Here is an 18,003-nt window from a genome sequence, read left to right on the forward strand (position 1 = left end):
GTCCTGATAGTAATACCAATATCTGATCGTGATTTGAAAAGATGATTCTCAAGTATTCATCGAAGAAGATTAAAAAACCAGAATAGTCTCAGGCTTTCTGCCTGCCAAGCGCATGCTCGGACGCAACCTTTTCCATTAAGGCAACGACATGCCCAAGAATACGGCGCTCGTCGTAAGTTTCCAGCGCCAGTCGTCTTGCAGCGTTGCCCATGGCCTCTCTCAACGCCGCGTCCTGCACCAGAAGACTCAGGGCGCGGGCAAGCGGAGCAGAAAGACCCGGCGGTACCAGAAATCCGGTTGCCCCGTCCACAACCTGCTCTCTGGGTCCGCGAACATCCGTCGCCACGACCGGCAGCCCCGTCAGCATCGCTTCGATGACCGACATGGGCAGACCTTCAAAATGGCTGGGCAACGCGAAAATATCCGCTGCCATCAGAAGCTCGGCCACATCCTCCCGATATCCAAGCATCCGCAGACGTGGCCCCAGATGCTCCCCCGCGCGTTTGAATGGCACCGTCAGATCCACCCCGTGATCCGAAGCCAAACGCTCGCCAACGACCCAGAGTTCGGCATCCGGAACATCTTCCATCGCCCGCAGCAACTCGGGATGACCCTTGTGCCGCACCAGACGCGACACCACGATAACCACCGGTCGATCCTGCGGAACCCCAAGCTCCTCGCGCATCCGGGCCCGAATGGCCGGATCGGGATGAAAGCGTTTCGGGTCGCGGCCGTTGCCAATGGCAATGGGGTTGCGGTTCAGATGCAGGCGACGCGCATCCCGCGCTTCCTCGCGCGAAACGGTCATATACAGATCCGTCATACGCCCCGCCGCCCATTCCAACATCAGGGACAGCACCCGACGGCGCCATGATCCCGGCTGATTGAACAGAAAGCCATGGCAGGTATAGGCCACGATCCGCACTCCGCAGAGACGCGCGGCAAACCGTGCCAGAATACCGCTGATGGGCATATGACCATGCACCAGATCCGGCTTTTCACGCCGGATCAGCCGCAGCAACGCAACAAAAGCGCGATACTGGGCAACCGGCGAGAGCGATCGCGCCATCGGAACGCCATGCACCGTAAAGCCCTCGGCCCGCACGGCCTTGAGATGCGCACCTTCGGCACAGGCCCCCTGAACATCATGCCCGGCCTCGCGCAGTTCCCGCATCAGCGGCAGTAGAAACTGCCTGAGCGCAAAATCCACATTCGTGATTTCAAGGATCTTCACGCCCGCCCCCTGAACACGAGACGGCTTATTCCGGAATACGTTCGAGCAACCATGTCACGCTCTGATGGGTCCGTTTGACCGGCTTCTGCGCTGCGGGTTTTTCAGGCTCGGGAGCGCTGTCGCCCTCAGGCGGGGCAGCGACCTCGGCAACCGGCTGCGGCGTGATGATGATCTGGCGGCAGATTTCGCGTTTTCCACGCCCTAGATACACGTCGTTTTCCAGACGTACGACACCATCGCGTTGCCTGAAACGCCAGATCGTCCCACCGACCTGAAGAATGATGTCCTCGTCATCCTGCGTCACCGTCACATCCGGGTGGATGTGAAAACGGATAGCGAAATCGATATTGCGTTCGCCGTCGATCAGCTCCTGCCCCCGCAGGTCCTCACCATCAGCACCGAAATACAGACGCCGCGTCCATTTCGCGCCCAGCGGGGCATGATAACCGTCATGCGACAGATCCAGCCAGTGCGCGGTCCCGTCCGTCTGATGGTCGCAGGAGACAGTGACCGGACGGCGCGTCATGCCGCCATCAGGCCCGAAATCTGCCGAAGACAGACCATCCGCGACGAGAACCGTATGGGCCGCACTGCTCCGCATGGCGTCCCGCCACGCGCCGATTACGGCACTGCCGCAATTGACGAACAGGCGGTGCCGCTGATGCGAGAACTCAAAAGACAGCGTTCCGGCATGGGCGGTTTTATCGAAACCCGCCGGAGCAGGCGGTCCGCTATCGACAATCAGCAGCGACTTGCCGAGCGCCAGCCGCGTAAAGCGGCCCTGCGGCATGGCAGGCGCGATCAGCTTCTGGCGCGATCCCTGCGCGAGAACATCCTCCACCGCCGCACTGTGCCGTTCGTTCGCCCCGTTGAAGACCGCAAGCCCTCCATCCCCGTGCCGCATGGCTCGCAGAACAGGACAGACCTTGTCCAGAGCCCGGTCGATGAACGGAGGCACACTTGCATGGGCCGTGCGGAACATGACGGACATTTCCGCCAGCTCACGCGCCACCAGAAATTGCGCCTCGGGGCTACGCTCAATCACGGTCCCATCCGCGAGAACAAGGCGCTCCAACTCCGCCGGAAGATAGCGCAGAAAGCGGGACATGAATCCCGTCTGCTCCGGCATCGCCATCGCCGCGGCCAGAAGCCCCCGAAAGGCCATCAACCCACGCGCGCCCTGCGGCGGCAGCGGCAGAAGGGCCGCAATGGTGCGCCCCTCCACCAGCATCCGCTCCATCAAACGCTGCTGAAGTCGCGGATCAGCGGATGCCAGACAGAATTCGTGGTTCGATAGCCATGAGGCCAGACGCGATCCCGTCACACAGGCATCGCGGACCAGAGGATCGGTAGGCGGGTGCGCCAGCCAATCACTAACGAGTCCGCGCGCAGTCAGGCGTGCCCTGTCGCTCCCGAGCGTCCTCAGGTCCCGCAGCCAGCCGAACCCATGCAGCCATTCCCGCGCAGGTTCGGGCCAGGGGCCCCGCTCCCAGTTACCGCTGGGCAAAACATAATCATGCCGGTCGAAACGGAACTTCCCGCCAATCAGGCGTGCACCGTGCTCAGCATCTCCCTTCCAGGGATCACGGAACACATGCACCGGTCCTTCGGGGGCAGGCGCGCCAAACGGCAAACGGGCAAGAGAGAGACGCAGACCGCGAAGCCAGGGACTGCCTGTCATCCGGGGGTCTGTTCCACGAACGGTCCTTCAAGCGCCCGGATCGCCGCGTCCCGGTCTTCTTTTCCAAAAATCGCCGAACCTGCGACGAGCATGGTCGCACCGGCTTCGACAACGCGCGGCGCCGTGCGCGGGTCGATCCCACCATCCACGGCAAGAATGATCTCACGACCACTCTTGCGGATCATCTCCGCCAGCGTCCTGATTTTGGCAAGCTGGCTGTCGAGGAAGCTCTGTCCGCCAAAACCGGGATTGACGGTCATGACGAGGATGATGTCCACCAGATCCATGACTTCCGACAGCGCCACCGCAGGCGTCGCCGGGCAGATCGCCACACCCGGACGGCATCCCAGCGCACGGATGGTCTGAAGCGAGCGGTGCAGATGGGGAGCGTTCTCGACATGCACCGTGATATGGTCGGCACCGGCTTTTGCTGTCGCTTCCAGGTACGGATCGACCGGATCAATCATCAGATGCACGTCGAATTTCGCGTCCGTATGCTTGCGCAGTGCCGCAATCACCGGAGGGCCGAACGAGATATTCGGCACGAAATGCCCGTCCATCACATCAAGATGGAGCCATGGCGCACGCGCAATGGAGGCAATCTCTTCCCCGAGGCGGGAAAAGTCAGCAGCCAGAAGGCTGGGGGCGACAATGATCGAAGAACGCTCAGTCATACACTCATGTATCGGCAAACCCATCGCGCGACGCAAGCCACATCCGTATCAATGCTCATCTTCGTGAGGTTCATGTCTGCGTGTCCAACATTTTGGAACTCCGGCGCTTTTGAAACGTCCTGATGCCCAAATCCGCCGATCTGCCCGGAGCGTCTCATGACCGATCGCCTTTCGCATACCCTGCTCAGCCGCGACAGCTGGATCCGCCGCCCGTCACACCGGGCCTGGCTGGAGATGCAGGGACGTCGCCTTCTGGACTTCAGCAAAGGCGGATGCGTGGACGGAGGCTTCGCGGGGCTGGATCTGGAAGGCACCCTCCCTGAAAACGCCAAACCCGAAGCTACCCTGACCGCACGCTGCGTCCATGCCTATGCCCTGGCCGAGTTGCAGGGCCTTCCCGGAAGCGCTCCGCTTGTCGAGCACGGCATTCACGCCCTGCGCACGCACTTCCGCGATGATGCCCACGGTGGCTGGCAGCATTTCGCGGACAAGGACAATGACCGCAAACAAGCCTACCTCCATGCGTTCGTCGCCCTTGCCGCCTCTTCCGCCGTCCTGATCGGGGCGGAAGGCGCAGGCGAACTACTCAAAGACGCCACCCATCAGATCGACACCCATTTCTGGAGCGAGGACGAGGGGGTCGTGCGCGAGAGCTTCGCGCCGAACTGGTCAGATGAAGAAAACTATCGGGGTGCAAACAGCAACATGCACTCCACCGAAGCCTTCATGGCCTTGGCGGACGTCACCGGAGACGTGAAGTGGCTGCACCGCGCCCGGCGCATCGTCACCCGCTTCGTGCACGAACTGGCCGCCAGGCAGGGTTTCGCCATGCCGGAGCATTTCGATCGCGACTGGACCCTGATGCGCGATTATCACAGCAACAAACCCAATGACGACCTGCGCCCTTACGGCATGACGCCGGGGCATTTCGTGGAATGGGCGCATCTGACCTTAAAGCTCGAAGCCGCCCTGCTCCGTCATGGACTGGAGGCCCCGGACTGGATGCTGCATGATGCGCAGGCGCTGTTCGAAACGGGCATGAAAACCGGCTGGAACGCCGATGGACGGCCAGGAATGCTTTACACGATCAACTGGGAGCACGCTCCCCACAACTGTAGCCGCATCCACTGGGCTCAGGCCGAGGCGCTGACAGCCGCCATCAACCTCTACAAGCGGACCGGAAACCCCCATTACGAGCACTGGTACCGCACGATCTGGGACTATATCGACACGACCCTGATCGACCGGGATTTCGGAAGCTGGTTCAACGAAGTCAGCTCGGAAGGCGACCCCACCGAGACGATCTACAAGGGCAAGGGCGACCTGTATCACGCCTATCAGTCCACACTGGCCCCCATGATGCCTCTGGCACCTTCTCTTGCCACAGCGATCGAACAGATCGGCGTTCCCTACTGAGTCAGCCGGGCGGCGCTTTCGTCAGCACATAAACCGGAAGCGCCACGGAATCGCGAAACAGATACCAGAGTTCCGCAAGCCGAAACCGGGACGGTGCCGCGCCCGAAACCGCCGACACGCCCGCCCGTTCGAGCGCCCATTCCGCGCGCAGGACATGAAACCACTGCGTGACCACGACTGCGCCCTGCGGATGCAGGCGCGCAACATGCAGGGCCGTCAGCCAGGTGTTGTTCCCGTGCGAGTCCACAATGATGGCGGCTTCCGGCACACCCCGCTCCATAAGCCAGTTCGCCATGATCCGGGCTTCGTCACGACGATTGCCGCTCTCGATCGCACCGCTCACCATGACCGTCCGGACAAGGCTGCCGCGCCACAGCCGCAGCCCCTCTTCCAACCGTTCACGCAACGCCGGGCGGGGCTGCCCTTTCGCAGTCACCGCCGTCCCAAAAATAACCGCCATTTCAGAACGCTCCGGAACAGCCGATACTCCGCGAAACGCCACGAATCCCATCCAGAGTAGAAACAGACCCGGCAGAACCGCACCAAACGTCAGCCCGCTCACAACCCAGCCCCTGCGCCCCATCAGGACACCGTTTCCTTACCTGCCTGCGTACGGTGCAAATAAAGCAGCGCCACCCCCGCCGCCAGAATCCCGGCCAAAGACCCCACACCCAGCGCCCAGCGCGGCCCCAGCGAATTGGCTACCATCCCCACCAACGGCGCGCCCAGCGGTGAGGACCCCGCAAAAACCGCAAAACGGATCGACACCACGCGCCCGCGCATGCCCGGATCGGTCGCAAGCTGCATGTAGCTGTTACTCACCGCCGTAAACGTGAGGGACGCCATGCCGGCCATGACCAGCGTGACCGCAAAAGCCCAGTATCCAGGCGAAAGCGCGCCCAGCAGACACGCCAGACTGAACACCACCGCCCCCTGCGGCAGCGCCGAAAACTTCATGGTCCTGCGGCTGGCGGCGAACAGCGCGCCCGTAATCGTCCCGACCGCCATAGCAGAATTGAGAACCCCGTAACCATGCGCCCCGACATGAAAGACACTGACGGCCATGGTCGAAATATAGATCGGGAAATTCAGTCCGAAGGCGCCGAGCAGAAACAGCATGAACAGGATGGTCCGCAGGTCATCGCGCTTCCAGACATACCGCAGGCCCGACAGCAGATCCTGCTTTTCCTGATGGGCGTTTTCCGGCTTTCGGGCCGAAAGACGGTACAGATCCTGCGTCCGCAGAGACAGGAGCGACATCAGCACGCCATAGAACGAAAATCCATTGAGGATGAACGACCACCCCGACCCCAGTTCCGCAATGCAAAACCCCGCCACCGCAGGCCCGATCATGCGACCGGCATTGTAGGACACCGAATTAAGCGCCACCGCATTCGGCAGATCTTCCTCCCCCACCAGTTCACCGGCAAAAATCTGCCGGACCGGACTGTCAAACGCCGCCACACATCCGCTCAAGAAGGCGAACAGATCCACCTCCCACAGCCTGACCATTCCCGTCACCACCAAGGCCCCAAGCGCGATGGCCAGTGTACCAAGAGCAGCCTGCGTCAGAAGCAGAAAGCGATGTTTCTCCACCCTGTCGGCGATTTTTCCGGTCCAGAAAATCAGCAGAAGCGGCGGCGCAAGCTGAAGCGCCGTAACGATCCCGACTGCCGTCGCGTCATGTCGGGTCAGTTCCGTCAGGACCAGCCAGTCCTGCGTCGTCATCTGCATCCAGGTTCCGATATTCGAAACCAGCGCCCCCATGGCCCAGACACGGTAATTCCGCCGCCCCAGAGACCGGAAGGCCCCGCCCATCATGGGCAGACCCTGTCATTCAGCGCAAAAAGAAAGAGCGGACTGACAACCATGAACGTCAGTGTCGGGAATATCGGCTCCGATGTCGAGACATGTCAGGAAAATGCGTCTTTCACTTTCCTGAAAAAGCGTCAGAAACCCGCCGGAGCCAGTTCATGAGGTATGGACCCCGCTCTCCTGCCTGCGGATTGTGCGGGACTGAAACGGAATTTGGACAGTTCGGCGAAAAGATCCTTCGCCTCGTTGCTTAGATTCCGACAGGCCACAGTGACCTCCTCCACCATCGCGGCATTGCGCTGCGTCATCTGGTCCATTTCGCTGATGGCCTTGTTGATCGTCTCAAGACTTTCGGCCTCCCCCGTCGTGGAGCGCGAAATGTCCTCCAGCAGGGCCGTTATTCCGTCCACATGCTCACTGATGACCTTCATAGACCGGTCCGCATCCCCAACAAGCTGGACACCCTCTTCCACCTGCCGACCCGAAGACGTGATGATGTTGCGAATATCCTGCGCCGATTTGGCAGAACGCTGCGCAAGCGCCCGGATTTCCTTCGCCACCACATCAAAACCCTGACCTGCCTCCCCCGCACGAGCCGCTTCGATTCCGGCATTCAACGACAGAAGATTGGTCTGGAACGCGATTTCCTCGATCAGGCCCAGAATGCTCTCGATCTGCCGCGAAGACGTCCGGATTTCGCCCATGGCCCGGTTGGCGGAATGCATAATGCCCGACACCACGACGGTCTGTCCCCGCGTTTCCAGAGCCGTTTCACGCGCCCGCACCGCAGAACGCGCCGTTTTCCCGACCGTCTGGGTGATGCTGTTGATGGAAGCGGCGGACTGGGCCAGCGTGATAGCCTGACGCTCCGTTCGACCGCTCAGTTCCGTCGAAGCCGAGGCGATTTCGGCGGTTCCGTTAGCGATGACAGAGGTCGCATCGGAAATCTTGGCGATCGCCGTCCGGTATATCTGGATGAGCGTGTTGAAATTCTGCCGGAACTCCTCGAACCGGTCCTGAAAACCATCGCCGAACGTGAAGGTCAGATCCCCTTCCTTCACAATCTCCAGCCCAGCGCAGATGGTTCCGATCGTCTCATCCTGCACACGGCGGATCCGATCGCTGCGGCTGGACAGTTCCTTTTGGATCTGCGCCGCATCGCGCGCTTCTTCCGCCGAATTTTCCTGAAGAGTCAGCTGTTTCTGGCTGTTTTCCCGGAACAGCTGAAGAGAGCGTGCCAACCGCCCCGCACAGTCATGATGATGAAGGCACGGAATGGTGATGTTGAGAGCACCAGCCGCGACCTTTTCCGTCGCCGCCGTAATCTGCTCGAACGGTACGGCAATCACATGAATGGCGAACCGCGCGATCAGAAGTGTCAGCGCAACCTGAAACATCAACCCCATACACTGCGAAAGCATCTGTTCATGCCGGTAATGAATAAACAGACGCTCGCAAAGCTGTTCGACCACAAACTGTACCACGGCGATCAGAACAAGAAGTGCAAACAGCACCTTGATTTTCTGTCGGACATAGGCGGTTTTTTCAATCCAGTTTAGCATGATCGCCTTTATTGACATCAGGTCTCACGCTCCGCTTGGACACCAGCGTGATGTTTTTTGAAAACTATACATGTCGTTATTAATAAAGAATGAAGAATACTCTCGAAATTGTTTGCAACACTCACCCTGCACGGCCCGGACAGAATCTGCTCATATTGACAATTTTCCGTCCCCAGACGATCTGTGACGCTTCACCGTGGGGAGCCCCGGCAAGGGGCTGAGATTCTGCTGTCATGACGCTTGTCCGTCATGGGCGCAGTGACCCATTGAACCTGATCCAGTTCACACTGGCGGAGGGATGGTGGTCGCTGCCTGCCGGACGCATTTTCACGAGCCCGCCAGCCAGCAGCTTGAACCTTTCCTATCAGCGCTGAACTTCCATTGCTTGCAGGCGAGGCGTTTTCCATCATGGCCCACGGACACCCCGGAGACTCTGCTGCACCCCGCCTGCGGTATCATGGCATCCTGCCCGCCCTGATCGGCACCACGGTCTGTCTGTCCGTCGCCCACGCGGCCGATACGAACAAACCGCAGACCCATCACACAGCGCCTGCCCCTTCAGCCGCGACTGCACCGCGCCCGGCATCAGCCGAACATATTATCGTCCACCGAATTCCAGACAGCGCGCCCGGAAACCAGCCGGGAGGCGGCCTGATCCACCCACAGGACGGTGTGAAATCCGTCAGTACGGTCAGTCAGGATTTCATTTCCAAACAGGCTCCCATGGCCACGGCCTTCCAGCTTGCCGCCATGCTGCCCGGCGCCAATGTATCCTCGTCCGATCCAATGGGATTTTCCCCCAATACCGACATCACCGTTCGCGGGCTCGACAACAGCGCCATCGGTTATGTGCTTGAAGGCATGCCGCTGAACGATGTCGCCGCGTATTCCGGCACGCCCAGCCAGTTCGCGGACAGTGAGAACTATCAGGAAATTGCCCTGTCGCAGGGCTCTGCCGATCTGGACAGTCCGGTGCTAAACGCCGCCGGGGGCCTGATGAACCTGACCTTCCGCGACCCCGCCCAAAAAGCGGGTGGTGACGCCAGCGTGTCTTACGGGTCCTACAACACCAACCGCGAATTCATCCGTCTCGACACCGGCGACATCGCCCATACCGGCATCCGTGGCTTTGTGTCCTACTCCCACGGCGCAACCGACAACTGGCGCGGGCCCGGACGCGACGAAAAGCAGCATGTCGATTTCAAGCTCCTCAAGGAATGGGGTCAGGGCAACCGCGCCAGCCTCATCGGCACTTTCAACACGACCATCACAAGCTGGTATCCCGAACCCACCATGGACACATGGAAATCGGACGGGATCAAAGGCCAGAACAACCTGCTGGCCCATTATGACAGCAGCAATCCGGAAAACGGCGCGAATTACTGGCGCCTGTGGCGGGACGGAGAGCGCACGCTTTACGGCGGCGCGCCGGTCCATCTGACCCTGACCGACCATCTGACGCTGGACGTCACACCCTACGCGCAGCTTGCCTATGGCAACTGGCCGGGCGGAAGCACCCTGTCCGAAACAGGACTTTATCAGGGCACACAGGCCCTGTCGGACACGCTGAACCTTCCCGGCGCACAGGACGGCGTGGGCGTAGTCCGCGCAGATTACACCCAGCGCAGCTATCGCTCGGGCTTTACCAGCGCGCTGCACTACAAAACCGGCTGGAACGATTTCGTCCTCGGATACTGGTACGATTACGGTGACGACAACGAGCAGCAGCCCTTCACGGCCGTTCAGACCAATGGCTACGCCCCGGACATCTGGGCGCAAAACGGCCGCGACGTAATCCGCCTGTCCAACGGCGAACGCCTTCTGGGCGGCAGCTTTCACACCATTTCCCAGACGAACGCACTGTTCGTCGGCGATCACATGTCCCTGCTGCACGACCATCTGGCCATCGACCTTGGCTTCAAAGCCGTCATGATGAGCCGCGATGGCACTAACAGCATGCCGGGCCCGCAATACCATGTCGGCTCCAACAGCATGGAGCCCCTGCCCCGTCTCGGCGTGCGCTGGCGCATTGACGCGGAAAACCAGATCTTCTTCAACGCCACGACCAATTTCCGCGCCCCGGACCAGAGCGCGCTGTACAACACCTATGACCCCTCTTCGGGCGAAATGTACGGAACCGGATCGGCTGATGTCCGGAACGAATATTCTATCTCCGAAGAGCTGGGATACCGCCGCACGGGGCGCTGGATCATCGGCAGCCTGACGCTGTTCAACTACAATTTCACCAACCGCCAGATCTCCACACAGGCCGTCCAGAACGGCTCTATCGTCAGCACGACGATGAACGCGGGTGGCCAGACTTCACGCGGCGTGGACGTAGAAATCGGCCTGCGACCCTGGCACCATTTCAGCCCCTATGTCTCGGGCGAATACCTGCACGCCACGATCGACAACGATCTGATTTCGGGCGGCGACCTGCTGCGTACCCGTGGCCGCATCGCTGTCCGCAGCCCGACCCTTCAGGCCGCGGCCGGGCTGAGCTACGATGACGGACACATCTTCGGCGTCGTCACCGTGCATTACACCGGCCACCAGTACGCGACCTTCATGAATGACGAGCGCGTCTCGGATCACACGACCGGCGATCTCGCCATCGGCTACCGCTTTTCGGACCATATCCATCTGCATCAGCCGACCCTGCGGATGAACTTCATCAACATCACGAACGAACACTACCTTTCCGGCGTGGCAAGCCCGACCATGAATGCGAAAGACACGACCGGCGTGTATGGCACCACCATCGCCGGAAGTGCCCCGAGCTACTTCATCGGAGGCGGGTTTGCGGCCCTGTTCACTGCTTCGACGGGATTCTGAGCATGGCGGAGGCTTCCGGGCAGTTCGGCGTCAATGGTCCCGAAAGCAGGCGGGACTGGGCCGCCCTATCTGATGCCGAAGCTCGCGATGTCCTCTCCCGTTTTCCGCTTCCTTCCCCCGCGCGGCAGGTCATCTGGCACGGACGACGCCCCTTTTCCTCCACGGGCGTCGTCCTTCTGGAAGATGGAAGCCGCGTTTTTCTCAAACGCCACGACCATTGCCTGCGCGATGCGGCAGCGCTTGCGGAAGAACACCGCTTCATCACACATCTGGCAGCGCAGGGTGTTCCGGTCGGCCAGACATGGCGCACCAAAAGCAGGGAGGCCGCACTCGATCTCAACGGATCGGCCTACGAAGTCTTTTCCATCATGCCCGGCCATGATCTTTACGAGACCGTGCAATCCTGGGAACCGTTCCACAACGTCCAACATGCTTTCTCCGGCGGCCAGCGTCTTGGCCAGCTTCACGCGGCTTCCAGGAGCTTCGACGCCCCTGCGCGCCCTTCCCGCCGCCCACTTCTCTCCACATTCGAGGTCATCACATCTCCCGACCTGATGACCGGGCTGGACCGCTGGATCCCACATCAGGCCGGGCTTGCCGAAGCCCTGACACACCACCGCTGGCGCGACGATATCCCCCTGGCCCTCCTGCCCTTTCATGAACGGCTGAAGCCACATCTCGGCACAATTCAGCCGCGCTGGGGACATGGCGACTGGCACCCGTCAAACCTGTTTTGGACCAGCACCGGGCCGGAAGCGCAGGTTTGCGGTATTCTCGATTTTGGGATGTCGGACCGCACCTGCGCCGCCTACGATCTCGCTGTCGCCATTGAACGCACCGCTATCGCGTGGCTCGATCCCGAAAACAACTGTCCTGTCAGTCTCGACCGCCTCCAAGCCTTCCTGTCAGGCTATCGGACACACTATGCCCTTTCGACGAAAGAGCGTCGCCTGGTGCCGCTTTTCCTGCCTCTCGTTCACGTCGAATATGCCCTGTCCGAAGTCGCCTATTACGAGACACTGGTTCATGACAGAGCCGGAGTGAAAGCCGCCTATACGGACTATCTTCTGGGTCACGCCCACTGGTTCTCGTCTCCTGCGGGGCAGCAATTCCTGCACTGGCTGACGGATAATCTCCAAACAGCGCCATGTCCCTGATCGAAATTCTGGGGGCCGTCCTCAGCGCACTTGCCGTCTGGCTGACATCGCGGCGCAGCATGATCTGCTGGCCCGTGTCTCTGGCCGCGGCAGGGCTTTATTCGTGGATTTTCCTTCAGGCCCGACTTTACGCCGATGCCGGGCTTCAGATCGCATTCTGCCTGTATGTCGTCTACGGCTGGCAGCACTGGCGCAAGATGGCGAAACCGGATGGCCGCATCCACGTCCGCCGCCCGACACGCCCCACACTTCTGAAAGGGCTGCTCTGCGGCGCGACGGGAAGTGCTGTCTGGGCGTTCGTCCTTGCCCGCTTCACCAACGATCCCACGCCCATCATGGACGCCACCCTCACGGCCTACAGCATTCTCGCCCAGTACTGGGACACCATGCGCTATCGTGAAACCTGGCTGCTATGGATTGTGGTGGACAGCGCCTATGTCGCCCTGTTCATAAGCCGCGGCCTTTATCCGACAGCCCTGCTCTATGCCGGTTTTGTCGTGCTGGCGGCAAACGGATACCGGCTCTGGAAACCCGAAATTTCTGCCGGAGCGGCATCCGGTCCGCACCCCTGAATGAAAAAAAGCCGCCCTGAATTTTCAGAGCGGCTTTTATCAAGACAGCATTCAGTCGACCGGTTCATCCTCCGGCAGAGGCTGGATCTGACGCAGCTTGCCGTAGCGGTCGTAATAAAAGACCGACGTTCCCCGCCGTTCGGCATAACCGTCCGGCTGACCGTCCTTCGTCTGGAACAGCAGCCGGAAGGCATCCGGCTGCTCAATCACTTTGTCCCCGGGCGGGCGATACCGATACCGGCTAAAATCGGCATGGCTCTTGGGCAGCGACGAGTTGTGATACAGGTCGTGCATGCTCGGCTTCTTGGGACCGTCATCCGCATCCTGCGCCACGGCCGTACCAAGGGCCGCGCCTGAAACGGCAAGAACGGCCAGTACTGGGACAATCAACCTGCGCATGATGCTCTCCGGTCAGTGCGTTTGTGCGGGCACCTTAGGCGAAACCGTCTTCTGGCTCCACCCACCACCGAGCGCGCGATACAATGTCACAATATTCTGGAACCGCGCAGCTTTGACCGTGATTGCATTCTGCTGCGCCTGATAGAGGGTGCGCTGCTGCGTCAGGGTGGTCAGATAGCTGTCGATGCCAGCCTTGTATCGCATGTTGGCCAGATCGAACGCCTGCTGCGACTGCGCCACCAGCTCGTCCATGTGGCGCTGCTGGGTCGTATAGGTTTCCCGTGCCGTCAACGCATCCGAAACTTCACGGAAGGCCGACTGTACGGTCTTTTCATACTGTGCCGCATTCTGACGGGACTGCGCCTTGGCCATCATCAGGTTCCCTTCGCTCTGCCCCCATGTCAGCAGCGGAACGCTGATGGACGGGGAGATGCTCCAGGTTTCAGCACCCGGTGTGAACAGCTTGCGGAACTGAAGCGAACTGGTACCTTCCGAAGCCGTCAGCGTAAAGCGGGGGAAGAACGCCGCGCGCGCTGCACCAACATTCGCATTGGCTCCCAACAGAGTGTGCTCGGCCGCACGAACATCCGGCCGCTGCTCCAGCAGATCCGAAGGCAGACCCTCCGGCAGATCCGCAATCATGGTCTGCGACCCGAAAGGCGCCGGTTCCGGCAAAGTCGACGGCAGCGGCGAGCCAACAAGAAGCTGAAGCGCATGCTCGTCATCCGCCAGCGCGCGCGTATATTGCGCCTCGTAGGCAGAAGCCTGCTCGACCTGTGTCTTGACCTGCGCCAGCGTCAGCGCATCCGTTTCGCCATTGTCATAGGAAAGCTGTGTCAGCCGCAGCGTATCGCGCTCTGACGCCAATGTGGCGCGCGTCACCCGGAGCTGCTCGCGATCAGCCAACCACTGGATGTAGGTCGTCCCGATCTGCGAGACCGTCGTGATGAGAACGTTCCGCGCGTTCTCGACGTTGTTCAGCACCGTTTCCTTCTGCTGACGCGTCAGGTTGCGGATGCGACCCCACAGATCGATTTCGTAAGACGAAAATCCGATCGACGTCTGATACAGACGCAGGGTCGAGATATGCTCACCAACGCCCGGCGCAAACGAAAAACCTGCCGTGTCGGATGGCGCCATGAACATCCCTTGCCCGCCAGCCGAGATGATCGGGAACAGGGACGCATTCTGGATCTCATACTGGCCGCGCGCCACGCCCACAGCATCAAGCTGCGCTGCGATGTCGCGGTTGTTTTTCAGAGCCAGTGCCACGAGCGCCTTCAAACGCGGGTCGGTGAAGAAATCCTCCCACCCGAGATTGGAGGCAGCCTGAGCCGCAGGTGTGTTCTTCGATGCCGTATCTGCAGGGTAGCTGTTCTGGATGGCCTGTGTGGGTCGGTGGTAAACCGGCGCCATGTTACAGGCCGAGAGCATCAGCATCCCGGCAAATCCGGAAGTCAGTCCGAGACGGGCCTTCATGCGCCGTGCTCCCCTTCGGCGACAGATGCCGCCTTGTTGTCCAGATGGGCATACGGGTTCTTGCGGTCCTTGATCCGGCTGACCCGGAACAGACGCAACACCACCACGAAGAAGACCGGGACGAAATAGACCGCCAGCAGCGTTGCCGAGAGCATGCCACCCACGACACAGGTTCCGATCGCCACGCGCGCCGCAGACCCGGCACCGGTCGCGATCGCCAGCGGAAACACACCGCAGACGAAGGCGATCGACGTCATGAGGATCGGACGCAGACGCTCACGCCCGGCTTCCAGAACCGAGTCTTCCAGAGTTTCGCCGTTTTCAAAGAAGGCCTTGGCGAATTCCACGATCAGGATCGCGTTCTTCACCGACAGACCCACCGTCGTGAGCAGTCCAACCTGGAAGTAAACGTCGTTGGCCAATCCGCGTCCCAGCGTCGACGCAATGGCACCCAAAACACCGAGTGGGAGCACGAGCAGCACCGCGAACGGAATGGCCCAGCTTTCATAAAGAGCCGCCAGACAGAACATGATGACCACAACAGCCAGAGCATAAAGCGGTCCGGTCGATCCACTCGACGCAAGCTGCTCGAACGACAGGCCCGTCCACTCATAGCCAATGCCACGCGGCAGTTTGGCCAGAAGTTTCTCCATTTCCACCATGGCCTGCCCCGAACTCGACCCCACGGCAGGCTGACCCTGAATTTCGTAGGAGTTCAGGCCGTTATAGTCCTCGACCTTCTGCGGCCCGTTGACCCAGTGTCCGGAAGCGAAGGCATTGAACGGCACCATCGTCCCCGTCGTATTGCGGACATACCAGCGGTTCAGATCCTCCGGCGTCATACGCGCCCAGGCTTCACCCTGAATATAAACCTGCTTGACGCGGTCATTGCGCATGAACTGGTTGACGTAGATGGAACCCAGCGCCCCTTCGATCGTCGTGTTGATGTCCGCATTCGTCAGACCGAAAGCATTGGCGCGCTCACGGTCAATATCGAGCTTGAACTGCGGCGCATCATCCATGCCCAGCGGACGAACAGCCATCAGAAGCGGATTTTTCGCCGCCTCGCTCAGAATCTGGTTTCGTGCCGCCAGCAGGGCTTCATGCCCCAGATGTCCGGTGTCTTCCAGTTCCAGATCGAAGCCGGTCGCATTACCCAGTTCCATCACAGCAGGCGGATTGACCGCAAAAATCTGCGCTTCCGGATCCATCCAGAAATGCATCATGATCTCACGCGACACGGTCATGGTGGTGTGTGCAGAGCCCGGGCGCTTGTCCCACGGCTTCATCCGGATAAAGAACGCACCCGCACTCTGGCCCTGCCCCGCGAAGCTGAAGCCCGTCATGGTAAAGACGGACTCAACATACGGACCGTAGGTTTTGAGAACGTAGTCCGTAATCTTACGGTTGACGGCCGCCGTCTGCGCTTCGGTCGCCCCGTTGCGCATTGTGACCTGACCGAAGATGATTCCCTGATCCTCGTCTGGCAGGAACCCACCCGGCACGCGCAGGAACAGGAACCCGACGAGCGCCGTCAGCAGAACGAACCCGATCATGCTGACAACCGGCACGCGGATCAGCCATTTCACGCCGCTAATATAACCGTTCGTCAGGCGGCCAAACCCCCGGTTGAACCAGGCCGCAGGCCCATGCTCATGTCCTTTATGCGTCGGTTTGAGCATGGACGCACAGAGGGCCGGCGTCATGACCATCGCCACCAGAACCGATAGCCACATGGCCGCAACGATCGTGATGGAGAACTGGCGATAGATCACACCCGTGGAACCACCAAAGGCCGCCATCGGAAGGAACACCGCCGTCAGCACCAGCACGATGCCCACAAGCGCGCCTGAAATCTCGTCCATGGAGACGCGGGCCGCTTCCTTGGGAGACAGCCCCTTGTCCGTCATGACACGTTCGACGTTTTCGACCACGACAATCGCGTCATCGACCAGCAGACCGACCGCCAGAACCATGGCCAGCATGGTAAGCGTGTTGATGCTGTAGCCCAGAATGGACATCAGCCCGAATGTTCCCAGCAGCACCACCGGCACCGCGATCGTCGGGATCAGCGTCGCGCGGAAGTTCTGAAGGAAGATCAGCATCACGATGAATACGAGGACGATCGCCTCGATCAACGTCTCGACCACTTCATGGATGGAGAGCGTGATGAACGGCTCGGTATCGAGCGGATAGACGAGCTTCAGACCCTGCGGAAAATAGCGGCTCAGTTCGTTCAGACGTGCCCGAACAGCAGCTTCGGTTCTGAGCTGATTCGCTCCCGGCGCCAGTTTGAGCGCCATCGCGGCAGCGGGATGGTTGTTATACGACGACCCCAGCGCATAGCTCTGCGCTCCAAGCTCGACCCGCGCCACATCCTTCAGACGCACCTGACTGCCATCCTGCTGCACCTTGAGCAGGATTTCCTGGAACTGGTCAGGCGTACTCAGACGTGTCGGGCCAATAATCGTGGCGTCGAACCCGATGCCCTTCTTGGCCGGAAGACCGCCAAGCTCACCCGAAGAAACCTGGATGTTCTGCGCCTGAATGGCGGACTGGACATCCCCGACCGTCAGGCCGAAATTGTAGAGCTTCGACGGATCCAGCCAGACGCGCATCGCATATTCGGAACCGAAGAGCGTATGATCGCCCACGCCCGAAACACGCGACAGCGGATCGGAAATGTTGGACGCGACATAATCCGAAATGTCCTGCCCGGACATGCTGCCATCTTCGGAAATGAAGGCCACGACCATCATGAAGTTCTTGGTCGCCTTCGTGACGCTCAGACCCTGCGCCGTGACTTCCGCCGGCAGACGCGGCTGGGCCAGCTGGAGCTTGTTCTGGACCTGAACCTGCGCAATGTCAGGGTTCGTGCCCTGCTCGAAGGTGAGGTCGATCTCCATCTGTCCGCTCGCATAAGACGAGGCCGACAGGTATTCGAGATGATCCAGACCATACATCTGCTGAAGGATCGGGCGGACAACCGTGTTGTTCACCGTCTCGGCAGATGCACCCGGATACATGACCGAAATGGCAATCTGGGGCGGTGCAATGTTCGGATACTGCGCAATCGGCATGCGCGTGATCGCGACACCACCAACGAGCATGATGATCAGACCAATCACCCACGCAAAAATGGGCCGGTCAATGAAGAAGCGGGACAATGACATGCGGGG

Annotated in this window: 13 protein-coding genes and 1 riboswitch; of the genes, 4 read left to right on the forward strand and 9 right to left on the reverse strand. The window is 60.4% G+C overall.

Annotated elements, in window-relative coordinates; all coding sequences use genetic code 11:
• Positions 1-88: 88 nt before the first annotated feature.
• From GKO01_RS02710 to rpe, 3 genes are read right to left on the reverse strand one after another with little or no spacing between them, the layout of a single operon-like run.
• Positions 89-1,234, reverse strand: coding sequence for a glycosyltransferase family 4 protein (locus GKO01_RS02710; RefSeq protein ID WP_099285641.1), 1,146 nt, complete (start codon positions 1,232-1,234; stop codon positions 89-91).
• 25 nt (positions 1,235-1,259) lie between these two features.
• Positions 1,260-2,915, reverse strand: coding sequence for a heparinase II/III family protein (locus GKO01_RS02715; RefSeq protein WP_099285642.1), 1,656 nt, complete (start codon positions 2,913-2,915; stop codon positions 1,260-1,262).
• On the reverse strand, positions 2,912-3,589 hold the full coding sequence (gene rpe, locus GKO01_RS02720; protein WP_099285643.1) for a ribulose-phosphate 3-epimerase: 678 nt from the start codon (positions 3,587-3,589) through the stop codon (positions 2,912-2,914). The genes GKO01_RS02715 and rpe overlap by 4 nt, the downstream gene beginning before the upstream one ends.
• 156 nt (positions 3,590-3,745) lie before the next feature.
• Between rpe and GKO01_RS02725 the strand changes: the two genes are divergently transcribed.
• Positions 3,746-5,005 carry an AGE family epimerase/isomerase gene (locus GKO01_RS02725; RefSeq protein ID WP_099285644.1) on the forward strand — a complete coding sequence of 420 codons (1,260 nt, stop codon included), beginning with the start codon at positions 3,746-3,748 and terminating at the stop codon, positions 5,003-5,005.
• A 1-nt stretch (position 5,006) separates the two neighbouring features.
• Here GKO01_RS02725 and GKO01_RS02730 read toward each other — a convergent pair whose 3' ends face one another.
• The 3 genes from GKO01_RS02730 to GKO01_RS02740 form a co-directional block, all read right to left on the reverse strand.
• The gene (locus tag GKO01_RS02730) at positions 5,007-5,588 is read right to left on the reverse strand and encodes a YdcF family protein (RefSeq protein ID WP_099285645.1); all 582 of its coding nucleotides are present in this window, start codon (positions 5,586-5,588) and stop codon (positions 5,007-5,009) included.
• On the reverse strand, positions 5,588-6,826 hold the full coding sequence (locus tag GKO01_RS02735) for an MFS transporter (protein ID WP_099285646.1): 1,239 nt from the start codon (positions 6,824-6,826) through the stop codon (positions 5,588-5,590). Before GKO01_RS02735 ends, GKO01_RS02730 begins: the two co-directional genes overlap by 1 nt.
• A gap of 128 nt (positions 6,827-6,954) precedes the next feature.
• Complete coding sequence (locus GKO01_RS02740) at positions 6,955-8,400, reverse strand: methyl-accepting chemotaxis protein (protein ID WP_244901296.1); 1,446 nt, start codon at positions 8,398-8,400, stop codon at positions 6,955-6,957.
• A 169-nt stretch (positions 8,401-8,569) separates the two neighbouring features.
• Positions 8,570-8,698: riboswitch (TPP riboswitch) on the forward strand.
• Between the two features lie 92 nt (positions 8,699-8,790).
• On the opposite strand from GKO01_RS02740, the gene GKO01_RS02745 reads away from it, so the two are divergent.
• The 3 genes from GKO01_RS02745 to pnuC are packed head-to-tail and all read left to right on the forward strand — an operon-like array spanning position 8,791 to position 12,946.
• Entirely contained in the window at positions 8,791-11,217 is a 2,427-nt protein-coding gene (locus GKO01_RS02745; protein WP_099285850.1) for a TonB-dependent receptor, read from the forward strand.
• Positions 11,218-11,219: 2 nt separating this feature from the next.
• Positions 11,220-12,374, forward strand: coding sequence for a phosphotransferase enzyme family protein (locus GKO01_RS02750; RefSeq protein ID WP_099285647.1), 1,155 nt, complete (start codon positions 11,220-11,222; stop codon positions 12,372-12,374).
• Positions 12,365-12,946 (forward strand): nicotinamide riboside transporter PnuC, encoded by a 582-nt coding sequence (gene pnuC / locus GKO01_RS02755; protein ID WP_099285648.1) that lies wholly within the window; start codon positions 12,365-12,367, stop codon positions 12,944-12,946. Before GKO01_RS02750 ends, pnuC begins: the two co-directional genes overlap by 10 nt.
• A gap of 51 nt (positions 12,947-12,997) precedes the next feature.
• On the opposite strand, the gene GKO01_RS02760 is transcribed toward pnuC, so the two are convergent.
• The 3 genes from GKO01_RS02760 to GKO01_RS02770 are packed head-to-tail and all read right to left on the reverse strand — an operon-like array spanning position 12,998 to position 17,997.
• Positions 12,998-13,345: a hypothetical protein gene (locus tag GKO01_RS02760; protein ID WP_099285649.1), complete on the reverse strand. Its 348-nt coding sequence runs from the start codon at positions 13,343-13,345 to the stop codon at positions 12,998-13,000.
• 12 nt (positions 13,346-13,357) lie between these two features.
• On the reverse strand, positions 13,358-14,824 hold the full coding sequence (locus GKO01_RS02765; RefSeq protein WP_099285650.1) for an efflux transporter outer membrane subunit: 1,467 nt from the start codon (positions 14,822-14,824) through the stop codon (positions 13,358-13,360).
• Positions 14,821-17,997, reverse strand: coding sequence for an efflux RND transporter permease subunit (locus tag GKO01_RS02770; RefSeq protein ID WP_099285651.1), 3,177 nt, complete (start codon positions 17,995-17,997; stop codon positions 14,821-14,823). Before GKO01_RS02770 ends, GKO01_RS02765 begins: the two co-directional genes overlap by 4 nt.
• Between the last annotated feature and the right edge of the window lie 6 nt (positions 17,998-18,003).

The sequence above is a fragment of the Gluconobacter kondonii genome, assembly GCF_002723995.1.
GTDB classification, from domain to species: Bacteria; Pseudomonadota; Alphaproteobacteria; order Acetobacterales; family Acetobacteraceae; genus Gluconobacter; species Gluconobacter kondonii.